At 42.6% G+C, this 14,962-nt stretch carries 10 protein-coding genes; 8 read left to right on the top strand and 2 right to left on the bottom strand.

Annotated elements, in window-relative coordinates:
• Positions 1–537: 537 nt before the first annotated feature.
• The 3 genes from BS19_RS16145 (at position 538) to BS19_RS16135 (ending at position 6,320) form a co-directional block, all read left to right on the top strand.
• Positions 538–2,826, top strand: a complete 2,289-nt coding sequence (locus tag BS19_RS16145; protein ID WP_169739023.1) for an Orn/Lys/Arg family decarboxylase — start codon at positions 538–540, stop codon at positions 2,824–2,826.
• 91 nt (positions 2,827–2,917) lie between these two features.
• The gene (gene adiA / locus BS19_RS16140; protein ID WP_038176675.1) at positions 2,918–5,218 is read left to right on the top strand and encodes an arginine decarboxylase; all 2,301 of its coding nucleotides are present in this window, start codon (positions 2,918–2,920) and stop codon (positions 5,216–5,218) included.
• A 463-nt stretch (positions 5,219–5,681) separates the two neighbouring features.
• Entirely contained in the window at positions 5,682–6,320 is a 639-nt protein-coding gene (locus BS19_RS16135; protein ID WP_038176674.1) for a MarC family protein, read from the top strand.
• 108 nt (positions 6,321–6,428) lie between these two features.
• Here the strand turns inward: BS19_RS16135 and BS19_RS16130 are convergent, their stop codons facing one another.
• Positions 6,429–7,445, bottom strand: a complete 1,017-nt coding sequence (locus BS19_RS16130) for a porin (protein ID WP_038176673.1) — start codon at positions 7,443–7,445, stop codon at positions 6,429–6,431.
• A gap of 337 nt (positions 7,446–7,782) precedes the next feature.
• Between BS19_RS16130 and pdxY the strand changes: the two genes are divergently transcribed.
• The 5 genes from pdxY (at position 7,783) to BS19_RS16105 (ending at position 13,106) form a co-directional block, all read left to right on the top strand.
• Positions 7,783–8,640, top strand: coding sequence for a pyridoxal kinase PdxY (pdxY, locus tag BS19_RS16125; RefSeq protein WP_038176671.1), 858 nt, complete (start codon positions 7,783–7,785; stop codon positions 8,638–8,640).
• A 412-nt stretch (positions 8,641–9,052) separates the two neighbouring features.
• A complete protein-coding gene (locus tag BS19_RS16120) occupies positions 9,053–10,237 on the top strand; it encodes a patatin-like phospholipase family protein (protein ID WP_038176669.1) in 1,185 nt (394 codons plus the stop codon).
• Between the two features lie 11 nt (positions 10,238–10,248).
• The gene (locus BS19_RS16115; RefSeq protein WP_038176668.1) at positions 10,249–10,677 is read left to right on the top strand and encodes a hypothetical protein; all 429 of its coding nucleotides are present in this window, start codon (positions 10,249–10,251) and stop codon (positions 10,675–10,677) included.
• 175 nt (positions 10,678–10,852) lie between these two features.
• Positions 10,853–11,761 (top strand): LysR family transcriptional regulator, encoded by a 909-nt coding sequence (locus BS19_RS16110; protein WP_038176666.1) that lies wholly within the window; start codon positions 10,853–10,855, stop codon positions 11,759–11,761.
• 178 nt (positions 11,762–11,939) lie between these two features.
• The gene (locus BS19_RS16105) at positions 11,940–13,106 is read left to right on the top strand and encodes a BamA/TamA family outer membrane protein (protein WP_051686569.1); all 1,167 of its coding nucleotides are present in this window, start codon (positions 11,940–11,942) and stop codon (positions 13,104–13,106) included.
• Between the two features lie 146 nt (positions 13,107–13,252).
• Here BS19_RS16105 and BS19_RS16100 read toward each other — a convergent pair whose 3' ends face one another.
• A complete protein-coding gene (locus BS19_RS16100; RefSeq protein ID WP_038176665.1) occupies positions 13,253–14,953 on the bottom strand; it encodes an FAD-dependent oxidoreductase in 1,701 nt (566 codons plus the stop codon).
• Positions 14,954–14,962 lie beyond the last annotated feature (9 nt).

The following is a 14,962-nucleotide window of genomic DNA, read 5'->3' as shown; positions in this document are numbered from 1 at the left end:
AACTCTTTATGAAAGTATTTGACTGTCCGTTGTTAAGCTCAGTGAGACAAATTAAATTGAGTGCATTTAAGAACATGTTTATTTTTTGGAAATAAAAGGTTCACTCAATCTTCATTACTTATGACCATAACTCAGTACAAGTGGACTAAACTTGATGGCGCAATATTAGGGGGCTAAGTTGCTAGTTGATAATCTCGTTTAGATGATGCGATCCATCAAATGACGTGTTTTTGATTATTTACTGAGCTGGGCGAGTGTTGGAGATATTTAACTTTATCTAAATACATTATGAACTTAGTTGACAATTTGAGGTCTGAGTCACGTAATTTCCTTTTTCTATTCAATTTTATAGACGCATCTCACTTTAACCCTAATGGGCTTTGGTTTTGGATTTTATGCTGTATTTTTATACGATTACTGTTATGTGATGATTCGATCCTTCAAATGAGATTTATGTATCAACGGTTTGTTCAACATAATTCGGCTCAACAGGTTACCCCTCGATAAATAAATTTCTAATTAGGAGCAAGTGTGAATATGAGTACCCATAGTTTACCAGAACGCTTGGCTAGTCAGTTTCCAGTATTATTAGTGGCTGATTTAAGTAATGAAAATGCAAACGTTAAAAGTGTTGAATCAATTTCTGTCTATTTAAAGCAAGATAATATTAATATTGAGCATTGCAGAACATTAGATCAATTTGCAACGTGTGCTTCTTCAAGTCCGGCGTATAGTACTGTGATTATTAGTTGGCAACTATGTCAAATGGATCCGGCTCTAGCGCTTGAAACAATTCAAAATATTCGCTCACGATGTGCGGGTATTCCAATCTTATTAGGTATGTCTAAAAGTTACTCTTCATCACTGACGCTAGAGTTCGTTGAGGCGATGGATGGGGTGATTTATGTCCCCGAAGACAGCCCTAAGTTTATTGCTGGACGTATAAAAGCAGCAGCTAAGCGTTACTTAGATACCATTTTGCCACCATTTTTTGGCGCCATGGTTAACTTCGATGACTCGCATGAGTATTCATGGCATACCCCTGGTCACACTGGTGGCACAGCGTTTATGAAAACGCCGGTAGGTAAAGCCTTCGTCGACTTTTACGGCGAGCAAATGTTGCGCTCAGATCTATCGATCTCTGTTGGAGAGTTAGGCTCTCTGAATGATCATAACGGCCCTGTTGCAGAAGCAGAAAAAAATGCAGCGCGTGTTTTTGGTGCCGATTACACTTATTTCTCTGTCGGCGGTAGTTCATCAAGTAATGAAATTATCCTCCATTCAGCAGTGACGGATGGCGATACGGTGTTAGTTGACCGTAACTGTCATAAATCTCTCAACTATGCGCTGAATATGTCGGGCGCAATGCCTATCTACATGGTCCCTAAGCGTAATGCACGTGGTGTGATTGGCCCTGTACCTTCAAGTCAAATGACGCCAGAGGCGATCCAACAGAAAATGGATCAAAGCCCAATCGTTACAGACAAAGAGACACTGCCTGTACTTGCAGCATTAACCAACTCGACTTATGACGGTTTGTGCTACAACGTTGAAACTACAACGCGACTATTAAGCGAATCAGTGCCGCGCATTCACTACGATGAAGCTTGGTATGCGTATGCGCGTTTCAATGATTTGTATGAAGGTCGTTATGGTATGCACCGTGGCGAACGTCATCCAGATGACGCAACGATTTCAGTTACTCACTCGACTCACAAGTTGCTTGCTGCACTTTCTCAAGCATCAATGATTCACCTGCGTTCAGGTAAAGTGCCAATTGAACCTGCACTGTTTAACGAAGCGTTTATGATGCACACATCAACGTCTCCACAATACAGCATCATTGCTTCGACTGATGTATCAGCGAAGATGATGGATGACTCGGGTGAGTATCTGACTGATGAGTGTATTAGCGAAGCGGTTGCGTTCCGTAAGTCTATCGTCAACATTAAGCAACAAATTGAACAACGTGATCAAAACGATTGGTGGTTTGACATGTGGCAGCCTGACACGATTGACGGCGTGCCATTTGCTCAAGTTGATGACCATAAATTAAAAACTGATCCAAGTTGCTGGTGTTTGAAACCGAATGAAAAATGGCACGGTTTTGGTGACCTAGGTGATGATTACTGCATGCTTGACCCAATCAAAGCAACGGTACTGACTCCAGGTATGAATATCGATGGTGAACTAGAACAAAGTGGTATCCCCGCGACATTAGTTTCTTCATTCCTATCTAGCCGTGGCATTGTGGTTGAGAAGACCGAACCTTACTCATTCTTGGTTCTATTCTCTATTGGTGCGACTAAAGGCAAATGGGGATCATTGATCTCTGGTTTGGTGGAATTTAAACGTCACTATGATGCTAATGCCCCGTTGAGCATTGTGCTGCCTAACTTGGTTGAACAACATCCAGAGCGTTATGCAGATATGGGGATTAAAGATCTTGCTGAGCAAATGCACCAAGCGATAGCGACGACTGGCATGCTAGAGCATATGGATAACGCATTTACCCAACTGCCTGACGTAGTGAAGAGCCCACGTGAAACTTACGGTCAGTTAGTGAAAGGCAATGTTGAACGAGTGGCTGTTAAAGATATGGTCGGTCGGATCGTTGCCGTGCAAGTGGTGCCTTACCCACCTGGTATCCCATTAATGATGCCTGGTGAAAAAGTAGAAGAGGGCAACACGGCTGTTATTGACTACTTACTGGCTCTTCAAGGTTTTGATGCCCGTTTCCCTGGTTTTGAACATGATACTCACGGTGTCGAAATTGAAACTAGCGAGCAGGGTGAAACCTACTACAGTCTATATTGTTTGAAGTAATACATTTAAAAGGTGATGCAGATGTCGCTTCACCTATTTTCCCCCAAAATTTTAATCGCGCTCCACAAAAATAGCGCATAGAGGAATACTCATGATTTCTACTGGTTATAAACCCGTTAAAAGTAAAGTTTTAGTGATTGATGATAGTGAATCAAACACTAGCATGTTTCGTAACGTTTCAGCGCTGATTGAAGAGCTGGAAATGCGCGATGTGACTGTTGTGCATGCTAGGTCTCTTGATGATGGGATCGCAACAGCGTCTTCAGATGCTTCTATCCACGGTGTATTTTTGGACTGGGAGCTGCAAAATGGTGTTGATGACCATGCTGCCGCTAAGCTCATTCTAGATGAATTGTCTAATCGTCATGCTAATATTCCCGTATTCCTTATGGCGACGCACAGCGATAAAGTGAAATCGATCGACGAAGAGGTGATGAAAAAAACCACTGAATTCGTTTGGATGCTGCAAGACACTGCAGATTTTATCGCAGGCCGTATGATTGCAGCAGTAACGCGTTACCGTGATCAACTGCTTCCTCCATTTGCAGCGGCATTGGCGAAGTATTCGCAGCGTAAAGAGCACTCTTGGTCTGCACCTGGTCACCAAGGTGGTATCGCTTTTACTAAGCTACCCGTTGGCCGTGCGTTCTTTGATTTTTATGGCGAAAACCTGTTCCGTACGGATATGGGTATCGAACGTGGTGAGCTAGGTTCATTGCTCGATCACTCTGGTCCTATCGCCGAAAGTGAAAAATACGCGGCGAAAGTGTTTGGTGCTGATCGCTCTTATAACGTGGTTGGTGGTACCTCTGAATCAAACCGTACCATTATGCAAGCGTGTATGGTTGAAGATGAAGTCGCGATCTGTGACCGTAACTGTCATAAATCGGTTGAACAAGGTCTGATGCTGACTGGTGCGCGCCCAGTGTACTTAGTCCCAACACGTAACCAGTATGGCATTATCGGTCCGGTACCGGCGAGTGACATGTCTGCTGAAAGTATTAAAAATAAAGTCGATACGAGCCCATTGACCAAAGACTTAGACAACAAAGAGGCGGTGTATTCTGTATTAACCAGCTGTACTTATGACGGCCTATGTTACAACGCAGAAAAAGCAGAGCATCTTCTGGGTCAAAGCGCGCCACGTGTACATATGGATGAAGCTTGGTATGGTTATGCACGTTTTAACCCTATTTACGACAAGCACTTCGCGATGCGTGACGATGCAAAAGGTGATGAAAACGCACCAACCGTTTTTGCGACACACTCAACGCATAAGCTGCTAGCGGCACTATCACAAGCGTCTTACATTCATATGCGTGAAGGCCGTGATTCAATCCCACACGACCGTTTCAACCAGTCATACATGATGCATGCGACGACCTCTCCACTGTATTCAATTGTCGCGTCAAACGACATTGCCTCGGCAATGATGGACGGAAACGGCGGTAAACTACTGACTAATGAAGCGATTGAAGAAGCAATTGGTTTCCGTCAAGCGATCGGCCGTGTGCATAAAAAACACGCAGCAGAAGGTGACTGGTTCTTTAAACCTTGGAATGCAGAAGTGGTCACTAATCCTGCCACTGGCGAAACGTTTAATTTTGAAGAAGCGCCTCTAGATCTACTGTCAACAGAGCAGGGGTGCTGGCGTCTAGACCCTAAAGATAAGTGGCATGGTTTTACTGATTTAGAAGAAAACTGGGTGATGCTTGATCCGGTTAAAGTGAGTCTACTTACTCCGGGTATGGATGAAGATGGTAACCTTCAAGAGTCAGGGGTTCCTGCGGAACTGTTTACGGCTTATGCAGGTCAATTCGGCATCGTTCCAACACGTACCACCGACTTCCAGATAATGTTCCTGTTCAGCATTGGTGTTACGCGTGGTAAATGGGCAACGTTGGTGAATACGATGCTTAACTTTAAGCGTATGTACGACGAAAATACGCCGCTAGAGCAAGCTATTCCTAAATTGGTCAAAGAAAACCCAGAGCGTTACGCAGGTTTAGGTCTTAAAGACTTAGGTGATCAAATGTTTGATTTCATTAAGAATGAAGATCCAGGTACATCACTAAACCGTGCTTACTCGTCACTACCAGAGCCAGTATTAACGCCACGTGAGACTTTCCAACGTCTAGTTAAAGACCAAGTGGAACTTGTCCCAGCAGATAAACTGCATGGCCGTATCGCGGCGAACGCAGTAATGCCTTACCCACCAGGCATTCCTATGATGATGTCTGGTGAGAAATTTGATGAGCAAGACAGCCCACAAATTAACTACCTAGTTAAACTGGGTGAGTGGGACAGTCGATTCCCTGGTTTCGAACATGAGGTTGAAGGTGCTGAAATTGAAGATGGCACATACTGTGTGTTGTGTCTGAAAGAAGATTAATTTTATTCATTTTTCAGTGAGCGCTTTTCATTGCGCGTAATGAATGATAAGGCACTAAAGACTTCATTTAGTCTTGTCGAAAAAAGCAAACCATCGATTTATATCGGTGGTTTGCTCACATTTAAATTGCAAACTCAATTAACACAAGTAATGCACGATGTGGAGGAGTCACTAAAGATTATTCCGCTATTCGGGTATTTTTGTTCAAGTAACAGCCTCCAAGTCTCCTTCCTCTATCGACTATGCTTTGTCTCACTTTCTATTATGTCAGAACACGACTGTCACTTTGCTATCTACGATCGTCTTAAATGAGGGACAGAACATGATGGACGGGATCCATCATAAAGCAGTTAAAGAAATACTCATTGCAATATATGGTACCTATACCTTAACAACGAGTGATGATTTTAACGTTACGGATAGCCGCAATAGATTTACTCGCTAATTATAAAGAGACAGTCAAGTGCAAGAGATTTTGATTCACGGTATTACCGTATTTATGGGCTTTTTCGCCATAATGAACCCACTGGCGAATATGCCAATATTTTTAAGTTTAACTTCAGGTGAAAGTAACTCCACGATTAAAGCCACCGCATTGAAAGCAACGGTACTCGCGTTTGTCGTGATATTCTTTTTTTCTATTGCGGGTAAACTTGTCTTTGATATGTTCGGAATTACCGTCTATGCCCTAAGAATTACCGGGGGCATTATCGTGTTTCAAATTGGTTTGAAAATGCTACAAGGTGATACGACCCATTCAAAAACAAAAGAAAAAGCGACTTCAATTGAGCAAAAAAGCGCCGCATTGGGTGTGGCTGTTTCTCCTCTAGCAGTGCCAATTCTTGCGGGGCCAGGAACCATTTCCACAGCGATGAACTACTCAATGGCAGGTAGTTTTATCGAAGTCGTCATTACCTTGTGTGCCTTTGCGGCCATGTGTGCGATTACCTATTTTGTGTTTATCTTTGGCGATCGTTTAGTCAAGCACCTTGGTCCAAGTGGTTTAGATATGATCACTAAAATGATGGGATTAATATTGGCAATGATTGGCTGTCAAATGTTAATTGAAGGTATTGCTGATGCGGTCAAATCACTAATGTAGAACGAGAATGCTCGTCATAAGACTTCATTAAGTCAACCATCACCCCATAAAAAAAGAGTCGTGCACGTTTGTGCACGACTCTTTATTTCGCTTTGGTTATCTAAATAACTAGAATGAGTAACGCATGCCCAGCATTAGCTCGTTTTCATCGTTGTCACCTTGGCCGCCTTCGCCTTCATCAAGCAGGTTAAATTTATAACTGCCAAAGAATGCGATGTTTTTAATGTAGCGCGCGTATTCAACACCGACAAAATTAATGTCATAGCTATCAATTTTATCAGCATCATAATAGCTGTAGGTAAGGTTTACTGTGTTGTCTCCGAAGGAATAACCTAGGTACGCATCGGCTGAGTTATAGTCAGAATCTTTAACACCTTCTGCTGAAATACTACCAAATTGATACATAGCAGCGAGCCAAATACCTTGATCATTGGTGTATTTAATCGCAGCGATAATTGAATCAGATTTGTCCGTGTCATTACCATTGCCATAAGTTTCGTCACTCACTGCATAGCCGACACCGATCTCAACGCCTGCTGGTAGTTCACCAGCGATGACTGCGCCAAACCCGTCGCTCTTTTCAGCTTCGCTTTCTGAGTTAAAATTGCCATCAATTTGGAAAGTAATACCGTTGTCAGTGGTCAATTCATAGCGAAGTACATTTTTAGCGCGGTCAGCACTGGCAATAGTATATTCATTGATATAACCACTGAATGTCTCTGCCATATCGGTCCAGTCTGTTAGATATGTAACGGCGTTATTCTGGTGGCCGTAGTAGACGTTACCGTGGTTCGTTTCGACACCCGCGTATAAGAATCGGGTATTGACACCAACGTCATCTGAGCTGTTGTCTTCTGCCTCTGTGAGTTCTAATTCGTATTTACCAAAAAATGCGACGTCATCGTTTAATGCTTGGGTACCATCGACGCTAATCCTTACACGTGATTTATCATCGTATGTACTGCTATTTGAATTGGTTTTGTTGGCATCAGAGAAATTCCCACGAACTTCGGCACGACCTCCAAAGTTCAAAACCGAGTCATCTGATTTATATATGGTCGCCGCTGAAGCTGCACCAGAAGTCAAACCAACGACTACTGCCATGGCGATGTGTGATTTTTTCATGATTTGTTCCTTTCCACTGCTTATTATCGCAAACGATTACATGCACATATTAGTTGTGTTCAAATCATCTGCACCGACACCATTATAGTCACTTAATGGCATATTTTTTAATACACTTTGTATAGTTGCTGTTAATTTGTCATGTCATGTGATCATGGTCACTTTTTTATGGGGTGGACGTCACTTTGTATTTTAATTTGGTTTAATTGCACAGCGATGAACAGTTGAAAAATACCAGTTAAACGGCTACTGATGACGCTATCCTACATTAGCGAGTACTTAACAAAAAAAAAGTCCGATATGATTGCTGAGGTTAATATTATTATTTGAGAAAATTATGAAAGGTATACTTTCGATTCAAAGTCATGTCGTTTATGGACATGCAGGAAACAGTTCAGCTGTATTTCCTATTCAAAGAATGGGCCTAGAGGCTTGGCCTATAAATACGGTGCAATATTCGAATCATACTCAGTATCAGCAAGGTTGGAGTGGACAACGTTTTTCAGCTGATGATATTCATACCTTAATAAATGGTTTGGATAATATTGGCCAGCTAGGTAATTGTGACGCGGTTATTTCCGGTTACTTAGGTAGCGCGCAGCAATGTCAAGCTGTGGCTGATGCCGTACTTAGAGTGAAAGAAAAAAATCATTCTGCGATTTATGTATGTGATCCTGTCATGGGCGACCCAGACAAAGGGTGTATCGTGCCACAAGGTGTGACGGATGAAATCAAAACGAAGCTCTTGCCTATAGCGGATGTTATTGTACCCAATCAATTCGAACTTAGTGAGCTGACAGGTGTAAAAATAACCTCTATTTATGATGTTATAACCGCCTGCAAGCAGGCAATTGAAATGGGGCCAAAACTGATTCTAGTCAAGCATCTACACTCATTGGCTGAAGGTGTTTTCAGTGCTCTACTTGCTACGCCAAAAGCCTGTTATCTTGTTCAACGTCCTGAACTTGAGTTTGACAAAGCACCTGTTGGCGTTGGTGATTTAATCACTTCGGTATTTACTGCTTGTTTGGTGAAAGGCATGTCTCCAGTACCTGCTTTCCGTCATACCAATAATGCGGTTTACGGTGTATTAGAAATTACTCAAGATTGCGATGAGTGGGAACTGCAAACCGTACTTGGTCAGGGGGAATTTGTAGAACCTACACATGACTTTGAGCCTAAGAAAGTCGCCTAGCGGCCCCATCATTACTCAATACAATTCAATATCAGCGGAAATAATATAACCAGTAGAAAACCAACGATCTTGATATTGTTGTGTTGACGATTTTTTAGTACCGCCTTTGCTTGTTGTTCACCTTTTGGGCGCAGCTTTAGTAACTCATCAACATGACGACCGTCTTATATAAGCGCTGCACAGCGCCATCAAGGTCAACTTTAACTTCGATAAAAGTTAAACCATGCTCACAGTGTGTCATCAAGACATTACCTTTACCTGAATAATCATAGCGAGTGAAAGTTATTGGTTTGGATAATGATTGAAGGGTGAAACCCTACATATGTGAGTTATGTCTGTGCCAACTACAGCTTAAAATAAGCGCATACAGTAACCAACTCACCTCATTTTGGTGACGAACTAAGAAGACACAATGAAAAAAATTCAGACGATTTTGACGACTTTTTCTATTGTTGCAGTACTTGCGGGTTGTACTTCAACTGCTCACCAAATTGAAACGCGGGTGACGGAAGACAACTACCGCCAAGTATCACTGCCAATTGAAGCGCATAACCCGACCGCAGAACCAATGAGAACTTGGATGGGCGATGGTACTCAATACCTTTATTCAGAAGAGACACAAACTACACCAATCCGTGTTACTGGCGATCAATTAAATGTGATGGTTCTTTCAGGAGGCGGTGCCAATGGTGCCTTTGGTGTGGGTTTCATAAATGGTTTGTATGAGCAAGATAAATTGGATGACTACTCAATCGTAACCGGTATTAGTGCCGGGGCACTGATGGCACCATTTGTCTTTGTCGGTGGTGAAGAAATTCCTAAATTGAAAAATACTATTTTGGGATTGGATGACAAAATGTTGCTCGGCAAGAAAAACTTTTTAAATGCCATTTTTAAAGATGCTTTTTCCAAAGGTGACAGCTTTATGTCATATATCGCAAAAGTGTATGACGAGGAGCTAATCGAGAAGATTGCCATCGAGCATAAGAAGGGTCGACGTATCTTGATTGGAACGACGCAATTTGACTCTGACGAATTAGTGATCTGGAACTTAGGTCAGATAGCCGCAAGCGATTCTGAACACAAGGTTGAATTAATCCACCAAATACTCGCGGCGAGTTCGTCCATTCCTGGTGTATTTCCACCGCAGTTTATTGATGTCAATTACAAAGGCCAAAACTTAGAAGAATTACATGTGGACGGAGGTCTATCGGCTCAAATGTTCCTTCAAGCTGCAGATATCGACTTTAAGAAAATTAACCAAGCATTAGGCCTCAAGAAAAAGCCTCAGGTTCATGTAGTTAGAAATGGCGTGTTCAAAATGCCGTATGAGACTGTTGAAGATAAAGGCGTCAACTTACTTAGCCGTACTCTTAAGTCAATGACTACCTTACAAAGTCGAGGTGATTTGTATCGCATGATGTATTACAGCGAAATACAAGATTTCGATCTCCAGTTTACTTACATCGCTGATGATGCATCAGCTACAAAAACGACCAAACAGATGTTCGATCAAAACTATATGAATTCGCTATATCACTACGGTTACAACAAAGCTCAAGGTTCAACGCCTTGGACGCAAGAAGTCCCATTTTAAAAGGTAAAATCATGAAAAAAATAATAATTACGCTCTCTTTATTATCGATTCTTTCTACCACAGTGGTGGCAGGTACGCTTAAACAAGATCGTTCACAGCTAGACGCTGAGATGGCTACGCTGCAAACTCCCATCGCTGAACAAGGTTTTATCCAAGTCGATTTCGATGCGAGTTATGAAGAAGTGACTTACAGTGGTTATGTTATCGATGTATACGCAGAAACTTATATCAGTCGACATAAAGCTAAGGAATTGGGGTTAGAGAAAATCGACAAATTCCATATATACTCACTGAACAATAACTTAGATAAACTCAGTGATGAAATTGCAAATCGTATTGATCAAGATAAACCGGCCTTCTTTTCAGTAGACCTTTATAAGGATTACTTTGGTGATTCAGGTTCATTCCGCTACGTTGCGAGAGTCATTGAATACAAGTAACATTGATCGCAAGTAAATTTAGTAAACAAACCCGCTTATTGACAGCGGGTTTGTTTTTATCGGTCACCTGCTACTAGTATTGGTAACGATTCCGCGCTAACGTATTGATTATTAGCGGTGAAGAATTTACGCTAAACTACTTGTAGGCCCCATAATTTGCTCGGTATTGAATATTATGAATTTTAGCTTAGAACAACTCCTCGCTTTCGTTGCCGTCTATGATGAACTTTCTTTTAGTAAAGCAGCAGTCAAGCTGAATAAGCACAGAACGACCATTGGTCAAGTAGTGACTAACCTCGAAGACCAACTCGCCGTAACCTTGTTTGAACGTATTGGACGCTCTGTTGTACCGACAGAAGATGGAGAGCTGTTGTACCATTACGCCAAGCAGACCATCGAGCAAGCCCGTACTTTAGATAAAGTTGCCTTGAGCCTCTCTTATGGCGGTCTAGAGAGTGTTACCATTGCATATCCTAGCTTTGTTCCACATAAGGTACTCTCCGACTTAAGAACCCAACTTGCACAAGACTTTCCCCTTATGCGTGTCAATTTTTTAGTTCGTGGTAAAGCCGAAATTATAAAGGGCATGGAAGAGGGGAATATTCATTTTGGCATCGTCAATAGCCATGATAGTAAAGCCATGCATAGTTTTGACTCGACTTTTCTCGGCCATATCGAATTTGTGCCCTTTGTGAAACGTAATGGCAAATATTCAGAGATACCAACAGATAAAACACGCGCTGCAATGGCCAATTCACGTCAGTTTATCCTGCGCTCTTTCGTCGAAGAAGGTATGAAGCAAAAGGTGTTGCTCAGCTCTGAGTATGAGGAAGTCGATCAACTTGCACTGGTGATTAAGTTGGTCGGTGAGGACTTGGGCTGGTCGCTATTACCAAAAATGCTAACCGAATCTGACTATGCTACCGATAAAATTGAAATCCTCAAAGTGTCAGAGTTAATCGAAGGGTTTAAATTTGGCGTGTCATTGTGGTCATTGCATTCGAAACAGTTAATGGATATAAAAAAATCGGTTCTTAAAGTACTTTATCATTACGTTGAGCAAATGCGAAAACGGAGGTTTTGATCCTTCATAAGCGATTATAGAATTTCATAGATAGAAACTATTATGTCCCTGTTGCAGGCGATTGCCTCAAGCAAAAGTGTTTTACATTTTTATGTCCTACGCAGGGATGCAATATTTCGCCGGATTAATCATCCGGCTCTTTTTTAGAGAGATAACTGTGAAAATCAAATCGATCGCCATGCTTACAGTGTTAAGTTCTTTTGCGTCCTATGCTAGTGATGTTTCATTTACGGATCCTGTAGACCAGCGTTTTGACCTTGGTGAGTACATGGCCGAAAAAGCAGTCGGATTTTTACCCGTTCCAGTTATTATCACTGAACCAGCGGTCGGTTATGGCGGTGGTATCGTAGGGCTGTTCCTTCATGAAACGGAAGAAGAAAAGCAACAACGCAAGCAAGCGGCATTGTCCGCGATTGATGGCGGTGCACAGCTTGTTCCTGCTGCAATGAGCCTAGTTGGGGCGATCGGTACTGAAAATGGTACTTGGTTTGCTTTTGGTGGACACCGTCGTTCTTGGAACGGTGATTCTATTCGTTATACCGGTGGTGGTGGCCTTGGCGTAGCCAATATCGATATTTACAAAAACCTCTCTTTTGATGGTCTGCCTCCATTTTTACCCTCTTTTGATACCACACTATCATTTGGTACCAAAACTAAAGTCGCCGCTTTAATGCAACAGGTGCAGTTCCGTGTTGCGAATACGCCACTGATGTTGGGCGTTAAACAGGTTGCCGCAGTTTCTAGCGTCGAGTCAGATAACGAGATCGTGTCAAAAATAATGCAGTATGCGCTTGGTGATGAAGCGGTTTCGTCAGGGTTAGGCTTACTGGTTGATTACGATACGCGAGATAACATGTTCTACCCAACCAAAGGCTTCCAATTAAGCGCTGACTATATGATTTATGACGAAGCGTTGGGCAGTGATTATAATTACGATCATTTCAATTTTGATGGACAAGGCTTTGTTCCATTAGCGCCCAAGTGGACTTTAGGTTTGGCGGGTAACTACCAATATTTTAAAGAAAAAGATACGCAAGTGACCCCAACATCAAAACCTTATGTTAAGTTACGTGGCGTCTCTTCTTTTCGCTATCAAGGTGATGAAATTAGCACCGTGCAAAGCCAAATTACCTACAGCATTGATCATCGTTGGAAGGTTTCTGCCTTTTACGGTATCGGCGAAGCGATCAATGATCATGATGATGCAACCAGTGATTCTGTACAAGCTGGCGGTGTGGGTTTTCGTTATCAAATTGCCCGACGATATGGTCTACATATAGGTATGGATTACGCGAGAAGTAGCGATGAGGATGCTATCTACTTCAATGTCGGAAGTGGTTTTTAGACGAATCATTGAGTGGGTAAGGGCGGTCTTCAGTAAAAATCCCTCGTTGTGGCAATATTGCTTTCTGGGGTAAATCAGTCACAAGTCATATCAATTAAAATAGCCAGCACAAATTATGCTGGCTATTGCAAATTACCGAATACTCACTACATCTTAGCAAACTTGTAAGTACGATAACCGCCTATCAAATTACGAGCCTTAAAGCCGTTGTTTACCAATTGACGGTAAGCAACGTTACCGCGTAAACCTACCTGGCAGTAGATAATAATCTCTTTGTCTTTTGGCAGTTCGTCCATTCGCTGACGTAACTGGTCGACCGGAATGTTAATCGCATCCTTAATGAAACCAACGCTTTCAAGCTCGCCTGGGTTACGTACATCGAGCAGCACTTGCTCTTCAGTGAGTGAATCCATTTCATCAAAATGAATTGGTGTAGCGTCACCTTTGATGATGTTATTCGCAACAAACGCCGCTTGGTTGATCACATCTTTAGCACTGCCATACGGCGGCGCGTAAGTGAGCTCTAAGTGTTGAAGCTGCTCGACTGTCATGCCCGCTCGTTGGGCCACTGCCATCACGTCGATGCGTTTATCGATTCCATCTTTACCGACAGCTTGTGCTCCTAAAATCTTACCTGTTTTTGGATCGAACAGCATTTTCAACGATACGATCTCTGCGCCAGGGTAGTAGCTTGCATGACTGGCTGTGTGGACGTAGACTTTTTCGAATTCAACACCATCACGCTTGAGTTGTTTCTCGTTCTTACCTGTCGAGGCAACAGCGATGTCGAAGATCTTACAAATTGCCGTCCCTTGCGTTCCTTGATAGCTTTCGTTGCGACCAAACATATTATCTGCGGCCATTCGACCCTGACGGTTGGCAGGACCAGCCAGCGGGACAAGGGTTTGCTTATTGGTTACAAAGTCTTTTTCTTCAATTGCATCTCCGACGGCATAAATTGAAGCGTCGCTGGTTTGCATAGAGTCGTTAGTCCAAATACCGCCGAGTTCGCCGATTTGTAACCCAGCCTCTTTAGCGAGTTTAGTTTCAGGACGGACACCAATGGCCATAATAAGGATATCAGTGGTTAATGTATCACCACTGCTTAGTGTCAACTCTAACTCACCGTTGATATGTTGATGATCTTCTTGCCCTGAATCCATACTTGCAATTGATGTTGTTGGTTTGAATTCAACCGACTTAAGTGCAGTAGATAGACGTAAATCAATGCCTTTTGCTTTAATCTCGGCGTGTGCAAAGCCTGCCATTTCGCGGTCGACAGGTGTCATTACTTGGTCAGCCATTTCTAATAACGTGGTTTTAATCCCAAGCTGGTGAAAAGCTTCCATCATCTCCAAACCGATAAAACCACCGCCGACAACCGTCGCATGCTCAGGTTTATTGATTTGAATTGTTTGGATGATGCGATCCATATCAGGAATGTTACGCAGTGAGTGTGTCAGCGGATTATCTAAGCCAGGGATTGGTGGCACGATAGGGCCTGCACCTGGACTAAGAAGCAAAAAATCATAGCTTTCAGTGTATTCACTGCCATCAAGGAGGTTTTTAATGGTTACCGATTTGTTGTGACGATCAATGCTAACCACTTCGTTCATGACACGCACATCGACGTTAAAGCGTGCCAAAAAGCTCTCTGGTGTTTGCAGCAATAATTTACTGCGATCTTGAATGTCGCCACCTATGTGATAGGGCAATCCGCAATTTGCAAAAGAAACAAACGGGCCACGTTCGAACATGATAATTTGCGCGTCTTCACTTAAACGACGAGCACGAGCTGCTGCTGAGGCGCCACCTGCGACGCCGCCAACGATAACAATCTTAGTCATTTATAACTC

The organism is Vibrio pacinii DSM 19139, assembly GCF_000711795.1.
Taxonomy (GTDB): domain Bacteria; phylum Pseudomonadota; class Gammaproteobacteria; order Enterobacterales; family Vibrionaceae; genus Vibrio; species Vibrio pacinii.
Note: the sequence above shows the minus strand (reverse complement) of the source record. Positions and strands in the feature narration are given on the sequence as shown.

Bases quoted from the DNA above. Each gene is read 5' to 3' on its own strand.
- BS19_RS16145 (WP_169739023.1), top strand. From the start codon at position 538: ATGAGTACCCATAGTTTACCAGAACGCTTGGCTAGTCAGTTTCCAGTA.
- adiA (WP_038176675.1), top strand. From the start codon at position 2,918: ATGATTTCTACTGGTTATAAACCCGTTAAAAGTAAAGTTTTAGTGATT.
- BS19_RS16130 (WP_038176673.1), bottom strand. From the start codon at position 7,445: ATGAAAAAATCACACATCGCCATGGCAGTAGTCGTTGGTTTGACTTCT.
- pdxY (WP_038176671.1), top strand. From the start codon at position 7,783: ATGAAAGGTATACTTTCGATTCAAAGTCATGTCGTTTATGGACATGCA.
- BS19_RS16120 (WP_038176669.1), top strand. From the start codon at position 9,053: ATGAAAAAAATTCAGACGATTTTGACGACTTTTTCTATTGTTGCAGTA.
- BS19_RS16115 (WP_038176668.1), top strand. From the start codon at position 10,249: ATGAAAAAAATAATAATTACGCTCTCTTTATTATCGATTCTTTCTACC.
- BS19_RS16110 (WP_038176666.1), top strand. From the start codon at position 10,853: ATGAATTTTAGCTTAGAACAACTCCTCGCTTTCGTTGCCGTCTATGAT.
- BS19_RS16105 (WP_051686569.1), top strand. From the start codon at position 11,940: ATGCTTACAGTGTTAAGTTCTTTTGCGTCCTATGCTAGTGATGTTTCA.
- BS19_RS16100 (WP_038176665.1), bottom strand. From the start codon at position 14,953: ATGACTAAGATTGTTATCGTTGGCGGCGTCGCAGGTGGCGCCTCAGCA.